The organism is Isoptericola halotolerans, assembly GCF_003003075.1.
In the GTDB taxonomy this organism is placed as follows: Bacteria; Actinomycetota; Actinomycetes; order Actinomycetales; family Cellulomonadaceae; genus Isoptericola; species Isoptericola halotolerans_A.
Window position 1 is genome coordinate 270,837 of the sequence record NZ_PVTX01000002.1, and the last position, 23,784, is coordinate 294,620.

Sequence of the window (23,784 nt, forward strand, 5' to 3'; positions counted from 1 at the left end):
GTCCGTCCCGCATCGTGGCTCGATGCGGGACGGACCGGGACGCTCGTGGTCCAGCGGGTCAGTCGACGACGGTCCAGGGGCCCCACGGCGAGCCGCCGGGCTCCGCGTTCCGCGTCCACCACTGCGCCTCGTACTGGACGCCGTCGTGCTCGACGACGTCACCCGCGACGAAGATCCGCGACGGGGTCCACACGGCCGTGCCGTCCGAGGTCTCGGCGACCTCCTGCCACGACCCCCACGGCGACGTGCCCGGCTCCTGGTTGCGCGTCCACCACGTGGCCTCGAACACGGCCCCCTCGTGCGTCACCCGATCACCGGCGTCGTACACGGCCGTCGCGTCCCACGCCGGGTGCTCCGGCGCCGGCTCCCCGACCGCCGCGGCCCAGGAGAGCATCGGCGACTGGTTGTTCGTCGCCCGCAGGGTGATCGTCACCGGGCCGGGCTCCGCCAGCTCGACGTCGTAGGACAGCACCTCGCTCGGGTTGCCCGCGTCGAGGGTGACCGAGCCGACCGGGTGGCTCGCGCCGTCGTAGTCGAGCACCACGTCGGCGCTGCGGCCGTTGCCCGGCCACCACGAGTGGCTGCCCGCCGCGACGGTGTGCGGCCCCGCCGGCAGGGTGAACGTGTACGACACCTCGGCCCCGACCTGGTTGGCCGTGTACATGCCGGTGGTGGTCGTCTTCGAGTAGTCCCCCGCGACGATCCCCTTGTACTGGATGTCCCGCGTGCCGGCTGCGTTCTGCGCCCAGTGCCCCCAGGCCTCGCCGTCGGCGCGCACCTGGTCGGGAGCCTCGTTGGCGAGGCCGCCCACCAGCTCGTCGATCGCGAGGTACGACGGCGAGTCCTCGCCGAGCGGACCGCCCGCGGTGCCGTTGACGTCGGCGAACGCCACCGTGCCCGCCGGGACCACCTCGACCCGCGCCGTCGTCGTGGCCGACCCGTAGGAGCCCGGCACGGCGGCCGTCGCCCACGCCTCGTCGAAGGAGACCCCGTCGAGCTCCCAGGTGATCGGGACCTCGCGCGTGGTGCCGTCGGTGAGCTCGGCCTCCAGCGTCGTCGGCAGGTCCGACGGCGCGTCCCCGACGTAGGTCGCCGTGGACACCGGCTCCAGGCCGACGATCCGCGCGGCCACCGGCGCCGACGCCGTGCGCAGCCGCTCGACGAGCTGTGCCGCACCCTGACCGTCGAGCCGGTAGCCCGCCGGGTCGGCGACCGCGTCCCGCGCGGCGGCGATCGTGGCCTGCAGCAGCGCCCAGTCGGCGTCGGTGAAGTCGGCGTCGCGCTCCACGTCCTCCGCCGCGGCGACGGCGCCGGCGAGCGCCTCGGTGCCGGCGGTGTCGGTCGCGGGGGTGGAGGCCACCCCGACGGCGTCGACCAGCAGGGTCCCGGAGATCACCGTGAGGGTCACGGTGTGCTCGCCCCAGGGCAGGCCGCGCAGCTCGTAGGCCTGCTGGAACTGCCCGGAGCGCCGGGTCGGCTGGTTGCGGGCCACGGGCTCGCCGTCGACCGTCACGTCGAGCCGCGCGGACCCGTCGTTGGGACCGAGCACGTCCAGCCCGGAACCGGTGAAGGTGTACGTCAGCGACGCCCCCTCGCCCTGGCTGGTGGAGGTGGACCGCATGTACTCGTACATGGAGCCGCCGTTGGCGTGCTTCCACGGGCCGTCGTAGACGAGCTGCGTGGCCGGTGGGTCGGCGAGGTCGGTCATCTCGAGACCGTCGAGGTACTCGCCGTAGTACGGCAGCTCGTCGGCCACACGCTCGACGCGCAGGTCGTCGAACTGCGTCCAGTGGAACCCGCTGGCCAGGTCCACCCAGCCGGACCCGATCGGCGACGGGTCGCTCCAGCGGAACACCCGCTCGCCGTCGACCCAGCCCGTGATCTCGTCGCCCGCCACCCGCAGGGAGAGCTCGTGCCACGCCGCGGCGTCGAACCCGTCGAGGCTGCCGCTCTCGACGACGGAACCGAACCGCACGAGCCGCCAGCCGCCGTCGGACCCGAGCCGGAGCCCGTAGGGCGTGCCGTTCAGGTTGTGCGAGCTGCCGCCGCCGCTGGAGCGCGCGCCGAGCACGGCGTAGTTGTCGCTCGCGGCCGCGCGCTCGAAGCGCACGTCCACGGTGGCCCGGTAGTTGGTCCAGCGGCGGTCGCCGACGGCGGTGATGGGATCGCCGCCGTTCCACGCGCCGCCGACGCCGGTCCCGGCGCGGTCGACCTGCTGGCGCAGCACACGCTCGCCGTCGTCCGCCAGGTAGGCCTCGAAGGAACCGTTGCGGTCCCACGTGAACAGCGGGATCGCGCCGGTGTCGCCGCCGCGGGAGGCGGTGAAGTCCTCGGTGGCGCCCGTGGGATCGCCGTCGGCGCCGATGACCGGGACGGTCCGGTCCGTGTAGTCGAAGTCGTCCGACCACAGCACGCCGTCGTCCTGGCCGCCCTGCGCGCCGGCGTCGAGCACGGTGCGCTCGCCCTCGACCGGCAGCGGGGTCGTCCAGGACGCGTCGCCCGTGACGTCGAGGGAGGTGACGGTCATGATCGAGAAGGGCTCGACCGTCACGGTGTACCCGCCGTCGTCGTCGGCCGTGAGGTCGGCGACCTGCTGCTTGTAGCGGGCGTCGAACGCCTCGCCGTCGTCGGCGGCCCGGGTCTCCCAGGCGGCCAGCGTGGGGTCGCTGCCGAGGTCGAGGTCCTGCGGGGTGATGCGGTAGGTGCGCGGCTCCTCCGAGTCGTTGACCAGCACCGTGGAGAAGTCGGAGCGGTCGGGCGCGGCGAGCGTCAGGTAGTTCGGGCCGCCGTTGCGCCCGACGACGGGGTTGGTGCCCGTGGCGGTCGTCGTGCTCGCCTGCGGCACGGCGCGCCAGACGCCCGCCGTGTTGTCCTCGTTCTCCCAACCGGTGTCCGCGAAGCTGGTGAAGTGCTGCAGCACGGCGAGCCCGGCGTCGTAGTGGAGCCAGCCGGACCACGGGTCACGGGCGCTGACGAGCTCCTTGAAGGAGTACTGCCCGCCCTCGTAGAACGCACCGATCGCCGGCTGGTACACGAAGTGGGTGCGACGCGAGTTCACGAAGCCCTTGACGATGGTGTTCGCCATCTCCAGGGAGCTGCCGGTGCCGCCCAGGCCCGTGCCGGCGACCGTCGGGTCGGCGGTGTTGTTGTGCGGCCGGAACGCCGAGTTGCTGAACGTCGCCTGCGCCTCGGAGTTCCAGATCTCGGTGTCGAACTCCTCCGCGAGCCGCGTGAAGTTCCCCGCGCCGTCGTCGTTGGTGTTGTAGTGGAACCCGGCGACGTCGACGGCGTCCCGCAGCGAGGCGTCGGCGACCATCTCGTCGCCGAAGGTGCCGGTGCCGACCTCGTCGGAGATGACCACCTCGATCTGGTGGAACAGGTCGGCCTCGCCCGGGCGGAACCCGGCCAGGTCGGCGTCGTCGCTGACGTAGCCGGTGGAGTCGGTGCGCACGCGCTCGGCGTACTCCGTGGTCCAGGCCAGGTCGGCGGCGTGCTCGTTCACCCCCGGGTTCACGTAGTCGACCATGTAGCCGTACTCGCGGTAGGCCGCGAGGATCGTGTTCTTGTACCAGTCGTAGATCTTGTCGTTCGTGTCCGCCCACGGCACGGCGTTCCACCGCAGGATCGACACCTTGAGGTCGGGGTTGACCTTCTTCGCGTCGGCCGCGAGCTGGAACCCCGGGTGCCGCCGCACGTTGGCCGGCTCGTCCGGCGTGCGCATCGTGGCGACGTCGGAGCCGGTGGAGTTGTTGCGGTCGTCGCCCATCTCGATCTTGACGTGCCCCATGATCGGGCGGTCGCCGCCGAACAGGATCTGCAGCATCTCGGCATACTTCTCGGGGTGCTCGGACTTGTAGTCCAGCAGCACCGCGCTCGTCGAGTTCGCGCTGAGCACGCCGAAGCCCTTGAAGGTGAGGCCGTTGACGTTGTCCGCGGCGACGTCGTCGCCGTCGACGACGATCTCGGTGGCGTCCGTCGGGACCGGTTGCTCGGCCGCCGACGCCGTCCCGACCAGGGCGAGCGACGGCGCGAGGAGACCGCAGACGAGCAGTCCCACCAGGCCGGCGCGTGGCACGGATGGTGATCTCATGGTTTTCCTTCCCCGTTGAAGTACGCGCCCGGCCGATGATCGCTGTTGATCGTTTCGGGCCGCTCATGGCGCGTTCACCCGTGAAGATACGGTCGACGGGGCGCGACTGTCCACGGAAGAGTCGTGAGCGATCACAAGCGATCACGCCGACGGGCTGAGCGGCATGGGACCCTGACCACCAGCACCGATGCCGGCACCGAGGAGGATCCGTGAGCACCGAGCCCGCACCCCGAGCGACCCTGCCCGCGGAGCGTCGCGCCCGTCTGCTCGCGACGCTCCGGCACGACGGCGTGCTCCGGGTGGCCGAGCTGACGGCCGAGCTCGACGTGACCGCGGTGACCGTGCGCCGCGACATCGCCCAGCTCGAGCGGGAGGGGTTGCTGCGCCGGGTGCACGGCGGGGCCGTGCCGCTGGAGACACCTGGCGGTGCTCCCGGGAGCGCTCCGGTCACGACACCGCCTGCCCGCCCCGACGACGAGCGCCCCGACGCGACGGGGCAGGTCGGGGAGCGACCTGTCACCACGAGCACCACCGGCACCACCGGCACCGTCGGTGTCATGGTGCCCTCGCTCGACTACTACTGGCCCGGGGTGGTGCGGGGCATGGAGGACGAGGCACGGCGCCACGGGCTGCGCGTGGTGCTGCGCGGGTCGTCCTACGAGGCCGCCGACGAGCGCCCCGCCCTGGAGCGTCTCGCGCAGACCGAGAACCTGCGCGGGCTGATCCTCGCGCCCCGGGTCGACGCCGGCCACGGCTCCCAGGTGGCGCGGTGGCTCGTCGACTCCGGGATCCCGCACGTGCTGGTCGAGCGGGAGGCGACCCTGGCGCCGCACCGCGAGGCGCTCGAGTCGGTCGTGTCCGACCACGCGCTCGGGGCGCTCATGGCCGTCCACCACCTGGCCGACCTGGGCCACCGGCGGGTCGGGCTGGTGCTGTCGCGGGAGTCGCCGACGTCGCGGAAGGTCGCCGCCGGCTGGCGGGCCGCCTGCGCGGACCTGGGCCTGACCACCGACGAGCACTTCGAACGGCTCGCCCCCGACCGCCACTCCCCCGAGTTCCCCGGGGTCGTGGACGAGATCGTCGCCACGGCCGTCGGCTCGGGCACGACGGCGCTGCTGGTGCACTCCGACCCCGAGGCGTCGATCGTGGCGCAGCGGGCGATGGAACGCGGGCTGGCCGTCCCCGGCGGCCTGTCGATCATCTCCTACGACGACGAGGTGGCCGGCCTCTTCAGCCCGGCCATGACCGCGGTGCGCCCGCCGCGCGACGCCGTCGGGCGCGCCGCCGTCGACCTGCTCGCCAAGCGGCTCGCCGACCCGGACCGGCCCGTGCACCGCACGGCGATCAGCCCCCAGCTCATGGTCCGCGAGTCGACGGGTCCGGTGCCGGACGGGCGCGAGACGCACTAGCGTCGACAAGGAACGCACCGGCCGACCACCCGGAGGACGACATGCGCATCGACGTCGAGCAGAACGACATCACCACCACGACGGTCGACGCGATCGTCAACGCCGCGAACAGCACGCTGCTGGGCGGTGGCGGCGTCGACGGCGCCATCCACGCCGCGGCCGGACCCCGGTTGCTGGAGGCCTGCCGCGCGCTGCGTCGCACCACGCTCCCGGACGGGCTCGGCGTCGGCGACGCCGTCGTCACGCCGGGCTTCGACCTGCCCGCCGCCTGGGTGGTCCACACGGTCGGCCCGAACCGCCACCGCGGGGAGACCGACCCGGACCTGCTCGCCTCGTGCTTCGGCGCCTCGCTCGGGGCCGCGGCCGACGCGAAGGCCCGCAGCGTCGCCTTCCCCGCCGTCGGTGCCGGCGTCTACGGCTGGGCGGCCGACGACGTCGCGCGTGTCGCCGTCGACGCCGTACGGACCTGGGACGCGGAGAATCCGGGCGCCGTGGACGAGGTCCGGTTCGTGCTCTTCGACGCGGTCGCGCTGACGGCCTTCACCGAGGCGTGCGAGCGCTGACGCCGGTGGGGTGACCCGGCGGGCGCCCGCACGCCCCGGAGCAGGATCAGCAGAGGCGGCCCCGCTCGCTCTGCCCGTCCGACTGGACCGTCAGGCGGAACTCGCACGGGTCGTACCCGGCGTCCGTCACCGCGGTCCGCGCCTGGTCGAGCTGCGCCTCGGTGAGATCGGGCGTCCGGGACAGGATGAAGCCGCTCGTCCGGTCAGGGTCCCCCACGACCGCCCAGTCGTAGTCCGCCCCGAGGCCGGTCACGACGTAGTTCGCGCCGCCGAGGTGCACGTACCGGCCACCGAGGCGCAGGAACGAGACGTTCAGCTCCGAGTTGTCGGGCGAGTTGAGCACCTTGGCCTCGCCCGTCACCGAGCTGGTGCGGCCGAACCAGGTCCGGCACTCGTTGCGCACGCCGACCACGCCCTCCCGGACGAGCGTGTACTCCGCGGTGACGTCCCGGCGGCACTGCAGCTCGAAGACGGCGGGGACGGCGGCGATCTGGTACCAGGTGCCGAGGTAGCGCTCGACGTCCAGCCCGGAGACACCGACCACCTCCCCGGCGGCCGCCTCCGCGCTCCCGGGCGACGGGTCCGAGGTGGCCGCGGCCGGCTGGGCGAGCAGCCCCAGGGCGAGCCCGAGGGACATCACGAGCGCGGTCAGGCCGCGGGTCGTACGACGACGGACGATCATGCTGAGCACCTCCTGTCCACACGCCGGGCACCCTGCCCGGCGGGAGCGGCGACCCGGCGGCCGCCGACACTCCCCGTGTTCGCCCCGAGCACCTCTCGCGGATGCGTCCGAGCAGGTGGCGGGACGCTGTGGCGCCCGCCCGTTGCCCGTGAAAACATGCGCACCATCGCGCAGGGGGCGCCTGACGACAACATGGGGAGCACACGTGCGACGAGCAGTCATCACCGGGATCGGGGCGGTCACACCCCTCGGCCTGACGGCGACCGAGACCTGGACCGGCCTGCGTGACGGCGCCAACGGCGTGTCGGCGCTCAAGGAGCCCTGGGCCGAGGGACTGCCCGTGCACGTCGCGGCCCGCGTCGACGACGTGTTCGCCGACGCGCTGCAGGTGCGCGAGGTCCGGCGCACGGACCGCGTCGCACAGCTCACCCTGGTCGCCGGACGCGCCGCGTGGGCCGACGCCGGCAGCCCGGACGTGGAGCCGGAGCGGCTGGGCGTCGCGGTGGGCACCGCCAACGGCGGGTACGGCACCACCCTGGCCCAGCACACGCTCCTCGACGAACGCGGGCAGCGGGGCGTGTCGCCGCACGCCGTGACGATGGTGATGGCCAACAGCCCGGCGGCGTGGCTGTCCATCGACCTCGGCGCCAAGGCGGGCGCCCGTGCCCCCGTCACCGCCTGCGCCGCCGGCTCGGAGGCGATCGGCATGGGGCGCCAGGCCATCCTCGCGGACGAGGCGGACGTGTACGTCTGCGGGGGCGTCGAGGCGAGCGTCCTCGACCTGGTCATCGCCGCGTTCTCGCGGGCGCGGGCCATGTCCTCGCGCACCGACGACCCCGAGACCGCCTCGCGCCCGTTCGACGCGACGCGCGACGGGTTCGTCATGGGCGAGGGCAGCGCGATGGTCGTCCTCGAGGAGGAGTCGCACGCCCGGGCGCGCGGCGCCACGATCCTCGGCGCCGTCGAGGGGTTCTCGCTCACGTCGGACGCGCACGACATCGTGGGTGGCGAGCCCGTGAACCAGGCCCGCACGATCGGTCTCGCGCTGCGCTCGGCGCAGGTGACGCCGTCGGACGTCGGCCTGGTGCACGCGCACGCGACGTCCACGCCCGCCGGCGACCTCAACGAGGCGCGCGCCCTGCGCTCGGTCGGCGTGGCAGCGCCGGTGACGGCCACCAAGGGGGCGACGGGCCACCTGCTCGGCGGCTCCGGCCCGCTCGGTGTGCTGGCAGCGCTCGGCGCGATGCGCGACGGCGTCGTCCCGCCCACGCTGCACACCACGCGCCTCGACCCGGAGGTGGACCTGGACGTGGTCACGGCGCCCCGGGCGACGACGGCGGAGGTCGCCCTCGTGGACGCCTTCGGCTTCGGGGGGCACAGCGCGGCGCTGGTGCTGACCCGGTCCTGACGGCTGCCGTACGACGCCCGGAGGGTCCGGTCCCTCGAGCTGGCTGCTCGAGGGACCGGACCCTCCGGGCGTGCGACCGGGTCAGCGGCAGCCGACCGCCTCGTGCGCGTGCGCGGTGGTGACGCCGCCGGCCGTCACGGTGACCTCGCCCGCCTCGACGGTGCGGCCCGCCGCCGCGAACGGCAGCTTCCAGGTCTTCCCGGGCTTGAGCACGTCCCGGGTGCGGACGTCGCCGCCGACCGCGACCGTGACGTCCGTGCGCGCGTCGGACGTGTTGGTCGCGGTCACCACGACGAACGGCTTCCTGCCCCGGCACTCGGTCGCGACGTCGACCGCCACGGGGCTCGCCGGTGCGGCCGCCTGCGAGCGGGCGAGCGGCGAGACGGTGATCCGGTCGACGATCGGCGCCCACTGCGAGCGCAGCAGGTAGTCGGCCGGCCAGGTCTCGGAGGCGTAGGTCTCGCCGTCCCAGTTCGGCATCTCCTCGGCACGCAGGGAGATCGTGTTCTCGCCCTCGGCGAGGTCGAGCACGACCGTGCGCTCCCAGAAGTTGTTCTCGTGGAACGTGGGGACGAACGCCACCCGGCGAGCCTCGCCGTCGTTCACCGAGATGTCGGCGTACCGGGCGACGGGGTTGGGGTTGTAGTGCGTGCCGTCGACCTGCTCCGGGTTGGAGTAGCGCACGACCACGGCATGCTTCCCGGCCTCGGCGGCGGCCACGCGGAACGTGAGCGTGTTGCCGTTGCCGGGCTCGCCCCCGACGCCGGTGACGGCGGAGCCGCCCTCGGCCAGGGAGTACTCGGCGACGGTCGCCTCGCCCGCGAGCTCCGCGTCCTCCGCCTGGTACGCGGTGGCCTCCAGGGCGCCGGTGCCGGGCGCCACGGTCAGGCGGTCCAGCACGAGGCCGTCGGGACCGGCCGTGACGACGACCTTGTTGACGCCCCCGGCCAGGTGCACGGCGACCTCCCGCGACGCGTTCAGGTCGAGCACGTCCTCGTCGTTGACGGTCAGGGTGCCGTCACCGGCGGCGCCGACGACGTCCGCCCCGAGGAGCGCCTCGCCGTCGACGGGCGAGTAGACCCAGAACGTCGCGGAGTCGCCCTCGGCCAGCTCGACGGCGCCCGGCCCAGAGACGTCGGCCGCCTCGTAGGTGGTGGTCCCGCCGTCGATGACCGCGGTCTCGGCCTCGTACACCGAGGTCTCGGCCTCCGGGTTCGGCAGCGCCAGCGTGATGCGGTCGATGAGCGCGTCACCCTGCGTGGCACCGGACCCGTCGAGGCTCTGGGCCGCGAGCGAGATGGTGTGCGTGCCCTCGGTGAGCTCGACGGTGGTGTCGGCGTGGTCCCAGACCACCCACTTGTAGCCGAGCGGCAGGAAGATCTCCTGCTCGGCGTCGCCGTCGACCCGCAGGAACACGTTGGTCGGGCCCTGCTCGGCCACGAGCTCGTAGGTGTTGAGGCTGGAGGCGAAGACCGACAGGTCGTAGGTGCCGTCCTGCGGCACCGTGACCTCGAAGTCGAGGACGCCGTCGGAGCCGGTCCGCAGGCCGCCGACGTCGAAGCCCCCGGAGGTGTAGAACTTGCCGACGTCCTGCGGCGAGCCCTCCGGACCGTTGCGCGAGTAGCCGTCACCGGTGTACTCGGCGTCCTCCGCCTCGTAGCTGCCCTGCCACAGCGTCGGGGTCGACGCGGTGGTCTCGCCGGCACCCACCGGTGTGATGATCAGCTCGTACGCGCTGGACTCGTCCAGCTCGGGGAGCTGCGCGCCGTCGAAGGCCACCGTGGCGGTGCCGTCGGCGACCGGGACGGTGAGGTCGGCCAGGTGCCGCGGCTGGGCGGAGTCACCCAGCTGACCGGTCCACGGGATCTCGCGGACCGTGACCCGCACGTCGTCCCCGAAGACGTCGGACGGGACGTTCACCAGGTCGATCGGGGCCGTGCCGTCCTGGCCACCGAGGATGACGCGCGCCTGGCGCTGCTCCTCGTCCAGCGTCGCCACACCCTGCAGGCTGTAGTTCTGGCCCGGGTAGGGCGGGGTGACCTCGACGGTGTGCCCCGTCATCCGGCTGTAGGCGTTGTACAGCCACCACTGGCCGTTGCCCCGGTTGGTCTGCACCGCGGAGTCGGACAGGTTGCCGTTGATGTTCCAGAACGCGATCATCGCCTGGACCTTGGCGTCCTCGATGGCGGACATCCACTGCACCATCTGGCCGGGGACCGAGGTGTGGTAGTTGAACGCGTACTCGTTGACGTTGACCGGCAGCTCGGTGTCCTCGAAGGAGGTGCCGGCGAAGATCTCGGCCTCCCACTCGCGGTACTCCGCCACGGACTCACGGATGGCCTGCGGGTGCGTCAGCTCGTGCCAGGTGATGATGTCGGGCACGGTGTCCTCGGCCACGGTGTGCTCGAGGAAGCCCTGGACCTGGGTGTACAGCCGGCTGGTGCCGGGGCCCGCGATCCGCATGTCCGGGAACCGCTCCTTGATGGTGCGGTAGGTCTCGTCCCAGGCGGCGAAGTAGTCGGTGGGGTCGGTCAGCCACGAGGTGCGGTCGTAGCTCCACTGCCCGGTGCCGAACATGTTGCCCTCGGGCTCGTTGTACGGCTCGATGACGAGGTGCTCGCGGGTGTCGGCGTCGAGGGTCTCGATCATGTCGAGCTGCTCGTCGAGCACCGAGCGGTAGCTGTCGAGCTTCTCCGCGGGCGAGGCGTCCGGCTGGTCGGGGGACGGCCACTGGTAGGGGAAGCCGCGGTACCAGTCGGTGACGCGCAGGTACACGTCCCCGCCGGTGGTGCGGGCCAGCGGCTCGAGCACCTCGAGGGCGTCGGACCCGGGGTGCTGGGCGCCGTCCTGGGCCTTGGTGGCCACGGACTGCACGCCCATGCCCTCGACCAGGTTGTCGGTCGGCATGCCCTCGCCGTACAGGCCGTACAGCAGGCCGGACGCGCCGCCCTGGAACTCGCCGGTGTCGGTACCGAGGTCGACCACCAGCTCACCGCGGGTGACGGTGACCTCCGCGGTCACCGGCGTCCCGGCCGCGTCCCCGGCGACCGTGAACGACCCGGAGGTCTCGTACTGGGCAGGGTCGACGTCGTCCCACGCGATCGGCACGTCGCGATCGTAGCCGTCGGACCAGGACGCCCGGACGGCCGCGGGCAGGTCCGGCGCGGTCCCGGCCGAGGTGCGCACCTCGAAGGTGTCGGTGCTCAGCGACCCCAGCGTCGGGACCGTCCCGCCGAGCTCCTCGGTCAGCTCGCCCACCTGGGTGGCGGTCAGCGCCGAGCGGTAGATGCGGAAGTCGTCCACGGCGCCGTCGAACGCGGGGTCCGGGTAGAAGGACTTCCCGATGTAGCCGGCCTGCGCGGCGGCGTCGGTGAGCAGGTCGGTGCCCGCCACGGAGGTGTCGGCCGAGCCCACGGCGACCCCGTCGAGGTAGGTGGTGAGCGCGCCCGCCGCGGTGTCGAGCGTGACGGTCAGCGTGACCCAGTCCCCGGCCTCGAGGGGGCCGTGGCCGGTCACCTGGGCCTCGCCGCCCGCGCCCCCGCCGGTGACCGCGGTGCGCAGGTCCCCGCCGTTCGACGGTGTGGTGAACAGGTAGCGGCTGGTGTCGGTGCCGAGGTCGAAGACCCGCTGCCAGGGTCCGCCCTCGCCGTCCCAGCGCACCTGGGCGGAGACGGTCAGGTCCGCGGCACCGGCGAGGGCGCCGCGGGGGATGACGACGTGCCCGCCGAGCAGGTCGAGGGCGGCGGTCCCCCCGGCACCCTCGACGACGGCGGTGTCGCCGGAGATCGTGCCGTCGAGCCCGTTGCCGGAGGCGTCCGGCACCGTGCCGTCGGTGACGTCCTCCATCGTGTAGTGCAGGTCGGGTGCCGGGACCTCGTCGGCCGCGGCAGGGAGCGCAGCGGCTCCGGACCCGGCGGCGAGCGCCAGGACGGTGGACAGCGCGACGGTGGTCCGTCGTGGTCTGCCCCGCGAAGGTGTCGTGCTCATCATCGAGTGCCTTCCTTCTGGTGGTGCGTCCGCGCCGTGCTGCGCACGCTCGGACGTCGTCGTTCGAGCCCGCCCGACGGGCGGTGGCGTTCCTGCCTCCTTTCGCTATCGAACCGGTTCGACGACGGCCGGCAGGCGGCCGTCGTCCGCTGAGGTCTAGGCGGTCAGCCGACCGCGCAGCCCGGCGCGGGTCACGTCGTCCCCGCCGTCCGTCCGACGAGGTGCGTCAGCGCCCCGTCGCGGAAGAACACGGGCACGACGTCGAGCGGGGCGTCCACGACGACGGAGGCGCCGCCGTCGTGCACCTCGCCGGTCGCGGCGTCGGCCCACGACGCCCCGGCGGGCAGGTACACCTCCCGCTCGCGGGCCCCGGGCTCCAGGACGGGCGCCACGAGGACGTCCGGCCCCAGCAGGAACTGGTCGTCGACCTCCCACGCGTGCAGGTCGTCGGGGAAGTCGTGGAAGAGGCCGCGCATGGCCGGCTGGCCGTCGAGGTGTGCGGCGCGCATCACCTCGCGGACGTAGGGGCGCAGCGCCTCGCGCAGGTGCACGTACCGTTCCAGGACGCCGTACACCGCGTCCCCGAAGCTCCACAGCTCGTTCGGACCACCGGAACGGAGCCGCCGCGAGCCGTCGGCCGCCGTGACCTTCTCGTACGGCAGCCGGTCGCCGTGCAGCCGCATGACCGGGCAGAACGCGCCGAACTGGAACCAGCGCACCAGCAGCTCGTGGAAGGCCGGGTCCGCGACGTCGCCGTGGTGGAAGCCGCCGATGTCCGTGGTGAACCACGGGATCCCCGCGACGCCCATGTGGATGCCCGCAGTGACCTGCCGGGCGAGGTCCTCCCACGTCGAGGAGATGTCCCCCGACCAGACGAGCGCACCGTAGCGCTGGCTGCCGGCCCACGCGCACCGCACCAGGTTGACCACCTCGGTCTCGCCGTCGGCCCGCTGGCCGTCCGCGAAGGCCCGCGCGAAGTGCTGCGGGTACACGTTGCCGACCTGCAGGTACGAGCCCCGGTGCGTCCGGAAGGCGTCGTAGTCGTAGACGCCGAACTCCGGCTCGGCCTCGTCCAGCCAGAAGGTGCGGACCCCGTGCTCGCCGTAGTTGCGCCGGCACGTCTCCCACAGCCAGGCCCGCGCCTCGGGGTTCGTGACGTCGAGGAAGACGCTCGGCCCCTCGAAGGACATCTGCACGTCGAGCCCGCGCTCCGTGCGGACCAGGAGGTTGTTCTGCCGCAGGAACGCGAAGTTCTCCGAGGACAGCGCCACCTGCGGCCACACCGACACCATGAGCTCGACGCCGAGCTCCCGGAGCTCGGCGACCATCGCCGCCGGGTCCGGCCAGAACTCGTCCTCGAACCGGTAGTCGCCCATGTGCGGCCAGTGGAAGAAGTCCGCGACGATCACGTCGAGCGGGAGCCCCCGCCGGCGGTGCTCGCGCGCCACCTCCAGCAGCTGCTCCTGGCTGGCGTAGCGGAGCTTGCACTGCCAGAACCCGAGGCCGCGCTCCGGCATCATCGGGGCGTGCCCCGTCGCGTCGGCGTAGTTGCGCGAGATCGCGGCCGGGGTCGGCGCCGCCGTCACCCAGTAGTCGAGCTGCCGCGTGGACTCCGCGTGCCACTCGGTGCGGTTGCGGGCGAACGTCGCCCGCCCGATCGCCGGGTCGTGCCACAGGAACCCGTACCCCGCGCTGGAGACCACGAACGGCACGGAGGCCTGCGAGTTGCGGTGGGCCAGCTCGAACGTGGAGCCCTTGAGGTCCAGCACGTGCTGCTGGTACTGCCCCATGCCGGCGAGCCGCTCGTCCGGGTCCGCCTCGAACGCCACCGTCAGCTCGTGCCCGTCGCCCCCGGCGCGCGGCCGGAAGTGCCGGGCCCGCAGGTCGAGCGACCCGCCGCGCCCCAGCTCCCGGAACAGCAGCCGCCCCGCGGCGTCGTAGAAGGCCAGGTCGCACCGGAACACCTCGTAGCCGACCGGCTCGTGGAACCACGACGACGTCGTCAGCTCGACCCGCAGCCCTCCGTTGGCCAGGGTGGCGCCGTCCGGGCGGATCTCGACCCGCGCGTCGTCGTGCGCCTCCGGGTCCGGGGGCAGCAGCGCCCAGTCGGTGTCCTCGACGTCGCCCAGGACGGTGGCGCGCACGCGCACCGAGTCGCGGCCCCAGGGTTCGACGACGAGGACCTCGCCGCCGCCGCGCCAGACGAGTCGGTCTCCGTCCGCCCGGACGGGCGGCGTGGGGTGGTCGGTCACTGTGGATCTCCTTCCGGCACGAAGACGCGCATGGTGGACGGGCCGCGCTCGGCCCAGCGGTGGTACGGCACGAGCGGGACGTCGAACCCGTCCGCCGTCGCGCCGTCGGGCTGCGGCCGGGACGGCCCGGACGTGAACGGCGGTGCTCCCGTGCCGTCGTCGGGCAGCGAGAGCCTGCGAGCCCGCACGAGCGCGCCGTCGGCGTGCGGCCGCACGCCCGCCGCCACGTCGATCCGGACCTCGTCCAGCGCGACGCCGGCGGGCAGGTCCACCGACTCCAGGCAGAGCACGAGCGGTCCCCGCTCGACGGCGACCGTGCCGCGCGCGGCGTCGACGCGAGGGTCCGGCCAGGTGAGGCGGGGCGCCACGGGCAGCTCGAGCACGACGACGTCGCCCACCGCGAGCGCCCCGGACGCCTCGGCCCAGCCGGGGGCCACCGCGCGCGGCACCCCGGCATCCGCTCCGGGGAGCGGGCCGGACGACGTCGCGAGCGTCGCGCCGTCGGCCCAGGCCGGGACGCGCAGGCGCAGCGTCACGGGACGGTCGGGAGCCTCGAGCACCGTGACCCGCACGGTGCCCGACGCGGGGTAGGTCGTGTCCACCCGCAGCGCGAGCTCGCCCTCGCCCACCGCCACGCGGACGTCGCCGCTCGCGTACTGGGCGAGCGTGACGGTCGTGGTGCCCGCAGCGTCGCCGTCGGCGTCGTCGACGAACGCCGCGTAGGTGTGCCACGACGCGAGCGTCCGCGCCACGTTGGTGGGGCAGCAGGACACGTCGAACCACGGCGCCCGCGCCCCGCCCTCGGCGCGCGGGTTGACGGCGTCGGGCTGCATCGGGGCGCCCTGCTCCCGTTGCTGCAGCGGGTTGGCGTAGAAGAACGCGCGACCGTCGGTCCGCGGCGACGTCGCGACCACGTTGTACAGGGTGCGCTCGACGAGGTCGGCGTACCGGACGTCGTCGGACGCGAGCAGGAGGCGCCACGACACCATGACCGAGGCGATGCCGGCGCACGTCTCGCAGTAGGCGCGGTCCGGCGGCAGCTCCCAGTCGTCGCCGAACCCCTCGTCCTGGTGCCGCGAGCCCATGCCCCCGGTGAGGTAGGTGCGGCGCTCCACCGAGCGCGTCCACTGGCGCTCGACGGCGGCACGCAGCTCGTCGTCGCCCGTGTCGACCGCGACGTCGACCGCTCCCGCCGCGAGGTACAGCGCACGGACCGCGTGCCCGCGCCACACGTCCGCCTCGCGCACGGGGACGTCGTCCTGGAAGTAGGCGGGGCTGAGCAGGGCGATCGGGGCGAGGGTCCCGTGGCCGCGGCGCTCGACGAACAACCGGGCCTGCGCGGTGTAGCGGGGCTCGTCCAGCGCCCGGCCCAGCTCGGCCAGGCCGACCTCGATCTCGGGGTGGCCGCAGATCCCCGGGCGGCCGTCCGGGCCGAACTCCCGGCAGACCTGGTCGGCGGCGCGGCGCGCCACCTCCACCAGCCGGTCCTCGCCATGGGTGCGCCACCGGGCGACGGCGGCCTGCAGCAGGTGGCCGGTGCAGTACAGCTCGTGCCCCGCCGACAGGTCGGACCAGCGTGCCGGCTGGCCGCCGTGGCCGTAGCAGGTGTTGAGATAGCCGTCGTCGTCCTGGGCGGCCGCCACCCGGTCGACGAGCTCGTCCCACAGCGCGCCGACCGCCGGGTCGCCGGTGCGCCCGAGCTCCCACGCCATCGCCTCGAGCAGCTTGTAGACCTCGGAGTCGGAGAACTGCCACCCGGGCCGCGGGACACCCGACGTCCCGGCTGTTCCGTCACTGACCCGGTCGAAGTTGGCGAGCCAGCCGAGGCGCTCCATCCAGTCGAGGCAGTGCTGCAGGGTGGCGTGGGCGTTGGTCTCCTGGAGACGCCCCCAGAATCCGCCGTCGAGCAGCAGCTCGCCGATGCCGAGCCCGCGGCGGGTGCCGCCGGGGGCGACCGGACGGGCCCGGACGCCGCTGCTGGTGAGGGTGTTGGTCACGAAGTAGTCCTTGTCAGTCCTTGACGGCGCCGGCGGTCACGCCGGCCGCGACGTAGCGCTGGGCGACCACGAGCAGGATCGACGCCGGGATCGAGGCGACGACGGCGGTCGCCATGATCGCGTTCCACTGCGTGGTGTTGTTGCCGATGTAGTTGTAGATGCTCAGCGTGATCGGGATGAGGTCACCGTTGCGGTTGAGCGTCGAGGCGAAGATGAAGTCCGACCACGCCCACAGGAACGCGAAGAGCGACACGGTGAGCATCGAGTTGCGGCTCACCGGCAGCACGATCGAGACGAACGTGCGCCACGGCCCGGCGCCGTCCACGCGTGCCGCCTGGAGGAGCTCGCGCGGGATGCCCGCCATGAAGGCGGTGAAGAGCAGCACGCCGAACGGCACCGCCACCGTGGAGTCCGCGACGATCAGCCCGGGGACCGTGTTGAGCAGGCCCAGGTTGTTGTAGACGGCGTAGAAGCCCATCGCCATGACGACGGCGGGGATCATCTGGGCGACCAGCAGCAGGAAGTTCAGCGTGCGCCCGCCCCGCAGGTGCAGCAGCGCGAGCGCGTAGCCGGCGGGGGCGGCGATCACCACGGTGAGGATCACCGAGCCGAGCCCGATGAGCAGGCTGGTGCCCAGGGCCGGCAGCTGCTGGCTGAACACCGCCTCGTAGCCCTCGAAGGTGGGGTCCCAGGGGAACCAGTGCGGCGGGTCGGCCCGCAGGTCCCGCGTCTGGGTGAACGAGACGTTCACCATCCAGTAGACGGGGAACAGCATCAGCGCGGTGAAGACCAGACCCAGGGCCGTCTTCCACCAGACCTTGCGCTCGGTCATGACGAGGCCTCCTGTCGGTGCTGGAGACGCAGGTGCAGGAACCCGAACACCAGCGCGATGACGATGAGCAGGTTGCCGACGGCGGCGGCCGGCGAGAAGTCCGGCTGGCCGGTGCCGAAGGCCTCGCGGTAGGACCAGATCGCCAGCGTGGTCGACGAGTCGCCGGGGCCGCCGGTGGTCATCACCCAGATGACGTCGACGACCTTGAGCGTGTAGATCAGCCCCAGCAGGATCGTGATGGCCGAGACCGGGCGCAGCAGCGGGAACGTGACGGACCAGAACTGCCGCCAGGCGCCGGCGCCGTCGAGGGCGGCGGCCTCGTAGACCTCGCCGGGGATGTTCTGCAGCCCCGAGTAGAGGATGACCAGGTTGAACGGGATGCCCAGCCAGATGTTGGCGATCGTCACCGACAGCAGGGCCGTGTCCGGCGAGGTGAGCCAGTTGATCTGCTCGCCGCCGAACGCGGTGATCACCGAGTTCACGACGCCGTTCTCGCTGTTGAGCATCCAGGCCCACGTCGAGGCGGACACGATCAGCGGCAGCAGCCACGGCACGAGGAACATCGCGCGCAGGGTGCCCGACAGCCGGAAGCTCGACCGGAAGAACACGGCCAGCGCGAGGCCGATCGTGAACTGGAAGGCGATGGATCCGAACGTGAACACCAAGGTGTTCCACAGGGCGGTCGGGAACGTCGCGGAGCTGAAGACGTCGACGTAGTTCTGCAGCCCGACGAACTCGGCGTCGCCCTGCACGAACGCGCGGATCGTGTAGTCGTGCACCGACAGGTCGATGTTGCGCCACAACGGGTAGGCGTAGAAGAGCACGAGGTACACCAGGAGCGGTGCGGCGAAGCCGACCGCGGCCCACTGGCTCGGGCTCGGTGTCCGTCGGCGCCGGCCGCCGGGCGGCACGGCGGGCGTGGTGCCCGCCGTGCCGCGCAGCGTGCCGCGCGACCCGACGTCTGTCGGGGTGCTGGTCATGAGAGGTCCTTCGTCGGGGTTGCCGTTCGTCAGCTGGTGGCGGCCTCGGCGTCCGCCTGCGCCGTCTCGAGCGCCTCGGCCGGTGTGGCCGCGCCGGAGAGCGCGTTCTGCACCGCCGTCCACAGCGCCTCGGAGATCACCGGGTAGTCGGTGCCGAGCCCGTCGCTGGTGCGGCCCTTGGCGTTCTGCACCGCCTCGACCCAGGGCTCGAGGTCCGCGTCCTCGCCGCTCTCGGCGAGCAGCTGCTCCTGGCCCTCCGCCGTCGGCGGGATGTAGTACGCGAACGTGTTCGCCGTCTCGACGAAGCCCTCCGGCGTCGTCATGCACTCGACGATCTGGCGGGTCACCTCGTAGCGGGCGGTGTCCTCCTGGACGGGCGCGACGATGAACTCGCCGCCGGTCGGGGCCGGGGCCACGCCGCCGTCCTGGGCCGGGAGCTGGACGATGCCGGTCTCGAACTCGGCCTCGGCCGCGCTGTTGACCTGCCAGGTGCCGTTCTCCGCGAAGGCGAAGTCGCCGGTGAGGAACTCCTCCCACACGGTGTTCTGGGAGTTGTTGATGACGGTGTTGGGTGCGTAGCCCTGATCGAGCCAGCCCTTCCACAGCTCGAGCGCCTCGACGGCCTCCGGGGAGTCGAGGTCGGTGAGGTCGGCGCCCGCGCCCCAGAACCACGGCAGGAACTGGAACGAGCCCTCCTCGGTGCCGATGCCCGCGAAGGTGATGCCCTTGTGGCCCGCGTCGGTGACCTGCGCGAGCGCCGCGGTCAGCGAGTCCCAGTCGGTGATCGACGCCGGGTCGACGCCGGCGTCGGACAGGATGTCCGCGTTGTAGTAGAGCGAGAGCGTGTTGGCGCCGATGGGGATGCCGTACGCCTCGCCGTCGACCACGCCGGCGTCCAGGAGGTTCTGGTCGATCGCGGACGTGTCCAGGCCGAACTCCTCGACGGTGGTGAGGATCCCGGTGTCCGCGAGGGTGGAGACGGCCGGGTTGTCGATGAGGATGACGTCGGGGGACGTGCCCTCCTGCGCCGAGAGCAGCGCCTGGTTGGTCAGCGCGGTGGTGTCGTAGGCGGTGCGCTCGATGGTGACGCCGGCCTCCTCGCCGCAGGCCTGGACGCGGGCCTCCCAGTCGGACGAGCCGTCGTGCTGGGGGTACGGGTCCCACCAGGTGTAGGTGCCGCCGGCGGCGTCGGTGGATCCGTCACCGGACCCGCTGCCGCCGTCGTCGGACGAGCACGCGCCGAGGACGCTGACGCCGACGACGGCGAGAGCGGCCGCGGCCGCGAGACTGGTGGGCTTGCGCCGGGTGTGCTGCATGGCAGTTCCTCCTTGAACGGGGCCGGTCCGACGTCGTCGGCGGCCGGGGCGGTGCTTCGTGTGCTGAGGTCTCCACCGGTGTCGAACCGGTTCGCTAACAGGCGGCGCGAGAGCCACCTCGGAAGGTGGTGCGGAATCAGTCCCCTCGCGGGGCGGCGGTGCTGCCCCGGTCGACCAGCTCGGGCGTGACGAACCGGACGACGTGCGGCTCGTCGGCCCCCGCCTGGCCCTCGATACGCCGCACCAGCTCGCGCACGGCCATGCGGCCGAGGCGGTCGGGTGCGCTCTCGATCGAGGAGTACGGCAGGGAGAAGGTGCGGGCGAACTCGTCCGAGTAGCGCCCGACGACGGACAGGTCGGCCGGCGCGGTGAGCCGGCGCTCGTGCAGCACGGTCGGCAGCGCGGCCGCGGCCGCCTCGTTGTTGATGAGCAGGCCCGTGGCGCGGGGGTAGGCGTCGAGCAGGCCGTGCAGGTCGCGGCCGACCTCCGGCTGGTGCGCCGAGCCGAACTCGGCGTGCAGCGTGATGCCGCGCGTGCGGGCCGCCTCGATCGCGGCGTTCTGCAGGCGCCAGACGTAGGCGCCGCCCCGCTCGACCACGTGCTCGGGCTGGGAGACGAGCACCAGCTCACGGTGCCCGAGCCGGTGCAGGTGGTCCACCATGAGGCGGCCGGCGTCCTCGAAGTCGAGGTCGAACACGTCGACGCCGGTGCAGTCGGCGGGCAGCCCGACGAGCGCGCCCGGCTGGGGGGCCTCGCGCAGGATCGGCAGGCGGTCGTCGTGCTCGGCCACGTTGAGCAGCACGATTCCGTCGACCATGCGCGAGTCGGTCATGCGCCGCAGCGCGTTGCGCCCGTCGGCCTCCGTGGCGAGCAGGATGTCGTAGCCGAGCTCGCGGGCCGTGTTGGAGACGCCGAGCATGTACTGCAGCATCGCGGGGGCGAACTCGTCCTCGAGGAACTGGGCGAGCAGCCCGATGACGCGCGTCTGGGCGGTGGCGAGGGCCCGGGCGCCGGCGTTCGGCGTGTAGCCGAGGTCGCGGACGGCGGTCTCGACGCGACGGCGGACGTCCGCGGAGATGGTGCGCTTGCCCGACAGCGCGTACGACGCCGTGCTGCGCGAGACACCCGCGACCCTGGCGACGTCCCCGATGGTGGCCACCGTGCCTCCTCGAACTCTCTCGTCGGTCTCCTCTTTGCGAACCGGTTCGACAGTAGCGCGCGTGGTGCGCGTCACGCAAGGGCCCTGATCGAGCCGTGATCACACCGATACGCTCGCTGATCGTCGAACCGATTCGCACCGTACGCCACACCCCCCTCCCGCTGTGGGTGCACGACACGCCGCGGGGCCGACCGGGCCCGCCGGCGTGTCGTGCACCCACAGCGGGAGGGGGGCGTTGTCGGCCTGTGGACGGCTCGCGCCGGGTGTCGGTCCCTTCCGTCAGGCTGGGGACATGACCCAGGAGACGACACCGGCCCCCGCCGCGCGCTGCTTCGGCGACGGCAACGTGCTCTACGCCGCGTACCACGACACGGAGTGGGGCCACCCGGTGCACGGCGAGGCCGAGCTGCTCGAACGGATCGCCCTCGAGGGGTTCCAGTCCGGTCTGTCCTGGCTGACGATCCTGCGCAAGCGCGACGCGTTCCGCGAGGTCTTCGGCGGGTTCGAGCCCGAGCACGTGGCGGCCATGACGCCCGACGACGTCGAGCGGCTCCTGGGCGACGCCCGGATCGTGCGCAACCGCGCCAAGATCGAGGCCACGATCGGGAACGGGCGCGCGGTGCTGGCTCTGCACGACTCCGGACGCACCCTCGACGAGCTGTTCTGGTCCTTCGCTCCCCCGCCCCGCGCCGAGCGGGTGGCCACCTGGCAGGACGTGCCGGCGGCCACCGACGAGTCGAAGGCGCTCGCCAAGGCCCTCAAGAAGGAGGGCTTCCGCTTCTTCGGCCCGACGACGGCGTACGCGGCCATGCAGGCGTGCGGGCTGGTCGACGACCACCTCGCCACGTGCCCCGTGGTCGCCCGGCCCTCGGCCGCGTAGCACCGGCCGCTCGGCACCGGGTGGCGACGAGACGGACTCCGCCCGAGGGTGAGGTCATGGCACGAATCCTGCGCTACCTCCCGTTCGCCGCCGCCGCCTGGCGGTGGTTCCGCAACCGTCGTCGATCTCCCCAGGCCTAGCCGTCAGCTGGCGGGGTCGTCGCCGAACGCCCGCACCTCCTGGGCGCAGCGGCAGGCCTCCGCGATCTTGGCGGCCCACTCCAGCGCCGCCTCGTACGTGGGCAGCTCCAGCACCGTGTAGCCGCCCTCGAGGTGCCGCGTCTGGGGGTAGGTGCCCTCCGTGACGGTCCCGTCGGCGGCCACCCTCACCGGCGGCACGGACTCGTCGATCCCCCCGCCGAACACCCACACACCGGCGGCCTTCGCCTCGGCCACCACCGCGTGCGCGGCGTCCGCGGCGGCCTGCAGGCCGCCGTCGGACAGGTCCATCTCGCCGCTGGGGAACGAGATCAGGTACTTGGTCATCGCGTCGACTCCTTCGTCGTGGTCCCGGCGTCCGCCGGGCCCGCCTCGTGCCCGGGGCGCCCATGGGTCCGTCGGTCCTGCTTCATGCGCGCCTCGGCGAGGTGCCGCACGCCGCCGGCGAGCTCCTCGCGGGCGCTGCGCTCGTGCTCGCGGAACGCCTGCCAGTAGCCGTCGTCGTAGTCCTCGACGATCTGGAAGGTCCACCGGCCGGCGATGACGTTGCGGCCGACGAGGTCCTCGGAGATCCGGCGCGCGACGTCCTCGTGACCGGCCTCGCGCAGCTTGTCCACGGCGTCGCCGAGGGCCAGGTCCGCCTCGCCCGTGAGCTGGTGGAACGTGTACAGGTGGCCCCGGGCACGCTCGACCGTCTCCAGCGCCTCGCTGAGCATGCCGAGCGCCTCGACCGTCGCGTCGGAGACCCCCGCAGGAGTCTGGTGTTCGCCGTCGGGCAGGTCCTTGTGGCTCATCGCCGCATGCTAAGCAGGGCGCGCCCCACTCACCCGGCGGAGCGGGAGTCTCCGCGGTCGGTGCCGCGCAGCGCCGACCACGCGCCCGTCGACCACAGCGCGAGCGCGACGAGGACCGCCTGGAAGGGCAGCCGGGCGAGCCGCTTGGCATCGGTGTCGAGACCGAACCCGTCCTTGCCCTCGAGCCACTGGGCCACGTTGCCCGGGAAGATCACCACGAAGAACGCCGCGGCGATCAACCCGACGGCCACCTTCCACCGCGACAGGGCCACCAGCGAGCCGCCGATGACGATCTCGACCACGCCGGACGCCAGCACCGTCACGTCCTCGTCGACCGGGAACCAGCCCGGCACCTGCGCCTGGAACTCCTCGCGCGCCACCGTGAGGTGCGTGATGCCCGCACCCGCGAGCGCCAGACCGAGGCCGATCCGCGTCAGCGTGCGCGGCAGGGACGTGCGCGGCGAGGGCCGGGTGAACGCGGAGAGATCCATGCCGGAGATCGTCGCACCGTGCGCCCAGCCTCGCGACCTGGTCTGATAGCGGCGTGGAAGGCTTCTGGTGGGGACTCGTGGGCAGCTCGTCGCTGGTCCTGGGCGCCCTGCTGGTCCTCTGGCGCACGCCGAGCCGGCGGCTGACGGGCCTGATCATGGCGTTCGGCGCCGGCGTCCTCATCAGCGCGGTCGCCTACGACCTGGTCGAGGACGCCTCGGAGTCCGCCGGCGGCTGGCTGCTGCTCGCGGGACTCGCTGCGGGGGCCCTGACCTTCTTCGTCGGCGACCTGCTGATCGACCGCTCGGGGGGAGACCACCGCAAACGCTCGACCGGTGCCCAGAGCAGCGGGGCGGGCGGGGCGATCGCGCTCGGCACGGTGCTCGACGGCGTCCCGGAGTCGGTGGTGCTGGGGTCCACGCTGGTCGGGGGTGGTGGCGTCAGCATCGCGGTGCTCGTCGCGGTGTTCGTCTCCAACCTGCCCGAGGCGATGGCCGCGACGGTCGGTCTGCGCCAGGCCGGCATGTCCACCGTCCGGCTGCTCTCCCTGTGGGGCAGCACCACGCTGGTCTCGGCCGTCGCTGCCGGGATCGGGTACGCGGCCCTGGCCGGTGCTCCCCCGGAGATCCTCGCCGTCGTCCAGGCCTTCGCCGCGGGTGCCCTGCTCACGATGCTCGTCGACACGATGATCCCCGAGGCGTCCCAGTTCGGTGGTCCCGTCACCGGGCTGGTGACGGTGCTCGGGTTCGCGAGCGCGTTCGGCCTGTCAGCGATCGGAGGATGAAGCG

Annotated in this window: 17 protein-coding genes; 5 read left to right on the forward strand and 12 right to left on the reverse strand. The window is 73.0% G+C overall.

What is annotated here, in order from left to right; all coding sequences use genetic code 11:
* Nucleotides 1-58: 58 nt before the first annotated feature.
* A complete protein-coding gene (locus BCL65_RS04505) occupies nt 59-4,090 on the reverse strand; it encodes a carbohydrate-binding protein (RefSeq protein ID WP_106265603.1) in 4,032 nt (1,343 codons plus the stop codon).
* A 209-nt stretch (nt 4,091-4,299) separates the two neighbouring features.
* Here BCL65_RS04505 and BCL65_RS04510 point away from each other — a divergent pair, with 209 nt between their 5' ends.
* Both BCL65_RS04510 and BCL65_RS04515 read left to right on the forward strand, forming a co-directional pair.
* Nucleotides 4,300-5,499, forward strand: a complete 1,200-nt coding sequence (locus tag BCL65_RS04510) for a substrate-binding domain-containing protein (protein ID WP_106265605.1) — start codon at nt 4,300-4,302, stop codon at nt 5,497-5,499.
* 41 nt (nt 5,500-5,540) lie between these two features.
* Complete coding sequence (locus tag BCL65_RS04515) at nt 5,541-6,062, forward strand: O-acetyl-ADP-ribose deacetylase (RefSeq protein ID WP_106265606.1); 522 nt, start codon at nt 5,541-5,543, stop codon at nt 6,060-6,062.
* A 46-nt stretch (nt 6,063-6,108) separates the two neighbouring features.
* Here the strand turns inward: BCL65_RS04515 and BCL65_RS04520 are convergent, their stop codons facing one another.
* Nucleotides 6,109-6,744 carry a lipocalin family protein gene (locus tag BCL65_RS04520; RefSeq protein WP_165799909.1) on the reverse strand — a complete coding sequence of 212 codons (636 nt, stop codon included), beginning with the start codon at nt 6,742-6,744 and terminating at the stop codon, nt 6,109-6,111.
* 205 nt (nt 6,745-6,949) lie between these two features.
* Between BCL65_RS04520 and BCL65_RS04525 the strand changes: the two genes are divergently transcribed.
* On the forward strand, nt 6,950-8,152 hold the full coding sequence (locus BCL65_RS04525) for a beta-ketoacyl-[acyl-carrier-protein] synthase family protein (RefSeq protein ID WP_106265608.1): 1,203 nt from the start codon (nt 6,950-6,952) through the stop codon (nt 8,150-8,152).
* A gap of 81 nt (nt 8,153-8,233) precedes the next feature.
* On the opposite strand, the gene BCL65_RS04530 is transcribed toward BCL65_RS04525, so the two are convergent.
* From BCL65_RS04530 to BCL65_RS04560, 7 genes are all read right to left on the reverse strand, one after another.
* Entirely contained in the window at nt 8,234-12,139 is a 3,906-nt protein-coding gene (locus BCL65_RS04530) for a LamG-like jellyroll fold domain-containing protein (RefSeq protein ID WP_106265952.1), read from the reverse strand.
* Nucleotides 12,140-12,330: 191 nt separating this feature from the next.
* Nucleotides 12,331-14,391, reverse strand: coding sequence for a glycoside hydrolase family 31 protein (locus tag BCL65_RS04535; RefSeq protein WP_106265609.1), 2,061 nt, complete (start codon nt 14,389-14,391; stop codon nt 12,331-12,333).
* The gene (locus tag BCL65_RS04540; RefSeq protein ID WP_106265611.1) at nt 14,388-16,388 is read right to left on the reverse strand and encodes a glycoside hydrolase family 127 protein; all 2,001 of its coding nucleotides are present in this window, start codon (nt 16,386-16,388) and stop codon (nt 14,388-14,390) included. Before BCL65_RS04540 ends, BCL65_RS04535 begins: the two co-directional genes overlap by 4 nt.
* A 13-nt stretch (nt 16,389-16,401) precedes the next feature.
* Nucleotides 16,402-17,220 carry a carbohydrate ABC transporter permease gene (locus BCL65_RS04545; protein WP_106265613.1) on the reverse strand — a complete coding sequence of 273 codons (819 nt, stop codon included), beginning with the start codon at nt 17,218-17,220 and terminating at the stop codon, nt 16,402-16,404.
* On the reverse strand, nt 17,217-18,200 hold the full coding sequence (locus tag BCL65_RS04550) for a carbohydrate ABC transporter permease (RefSeq protein ID WP_106265615.1): 984 nt from the start codon (nt 18,198-18,200) through the stop codon (nt 17,217-17,219). Before BCL65_RS04550 ends, BCL65_RS04545 begins: the two co-directional genes overlap by 4 nt.
* Before the next feature lie 29 nt (nt 18,201-18,229).
* Nucleotides 18,230-19,516 carry a sugar ABC transporter substrate-binding protein gene (locus BCL65_RS04555; protein ID WP_106265617.1) on the reverse strand — a complete coding sequence of 429 codons (1,287 nt, stop codon included), beginning with the start codon at nt 19,514-19,516 and terminating at the stop codon, nt 18,230-18,232.
* Nucleotides 19,517-19,652: 136 nt separating this feature from the next.
* On the reverse strand, nt 19,653-20,675 hold the full coding sequence (locus BCL65_RS04560; protein ID WP_106265619.1) for a LacI family DNA-binding transcriptional regulator: 1,023 nt from the start codon (nt 20,673-20,675) through the stop codon (nt 19,653-19,655).
* Between the two features lie 292 nt (nt 20,676-20,967).
* Between BCL65_RS04560 and BCL65_RS04565 the strand changes: the two genes are divergently transcribed.
* Complete coding sequence (locus BCL65_RS04565) at nt 20,968-21,555, forward strand: DNA-3-methyladenine glycosylase I (RefSeq protein WP_106265621.1); 588 nt, start codon at nt 20,968-20,970, stop codon at nt 21,553-21,555.
* A 143-nt stretch (nt 21,556-21,698) separates the two neighbouring features.
* Here the strand turns inward: BCL65_RS04565 and BCL65_RS04570 are convergent, their stop codons facing one another.
* The 3 genes from BCL65_RS04570 to BCL65_RS04580 are packed head-to-tail and all read right to left on the reverse strand — an operon-like array spanning nt 21,699 to nt 22,998.
* The gene (locus BCL65_RS04570) at nt 21,699-22,040 is read right to left on the reverse strand and encodes a YciI family protein (protein ID WP_106265623.1); all 342 of its coding nucleotides are present in this window, start codon (nt 22,038-22,040) and stop codon (nt 21,699-21,701) included.
* The gene (locus BCL65_RS04575) at nt 22,037-22,507 is read right to left on the reverse strand and encodes a hypothetical protein (RefSeq protein ID WP_106265625.1); all 471 of its coding nucleotides are present in this window, start codon (nt 22,505-22,507) and stop codon (nt 22,037-22,039) included. The genes BCL65_RS04570 and BCL65_RS04575 overlap by 4 nt, the downstream gene beginning before the upstream one ends.
* Before the next feature lie 29 nt (nt 22,508-22,536).
* Complete coding sequence (locus tag BCL65_RS04580) at nt 22,537-22,998, reverse strand: DoxX family protein (RefSeq protein WP_106265626.1); 462 nt, start codon at nt 22,996-22,998, stop codon at nt 22,537-22,539.
* 53 nt (nt 22,999-23,051) lie between these two features.
* Here BCL65_RS04580 and BCL65_RS04585 point away from each other — a divergent pair, with 53 nt between their 5' ends.
* Entirely contained in the window at nt 23,052-23,780 is a 729-nt protein-coding gene (locus BCL65_RS04585; RefSeq protein ID WP_106265628.1) for a ZIP family metal transporter, read from the forward strand.
* Nucleotides 23,781-23,784 lie beyond the last annotated feature (4 nt).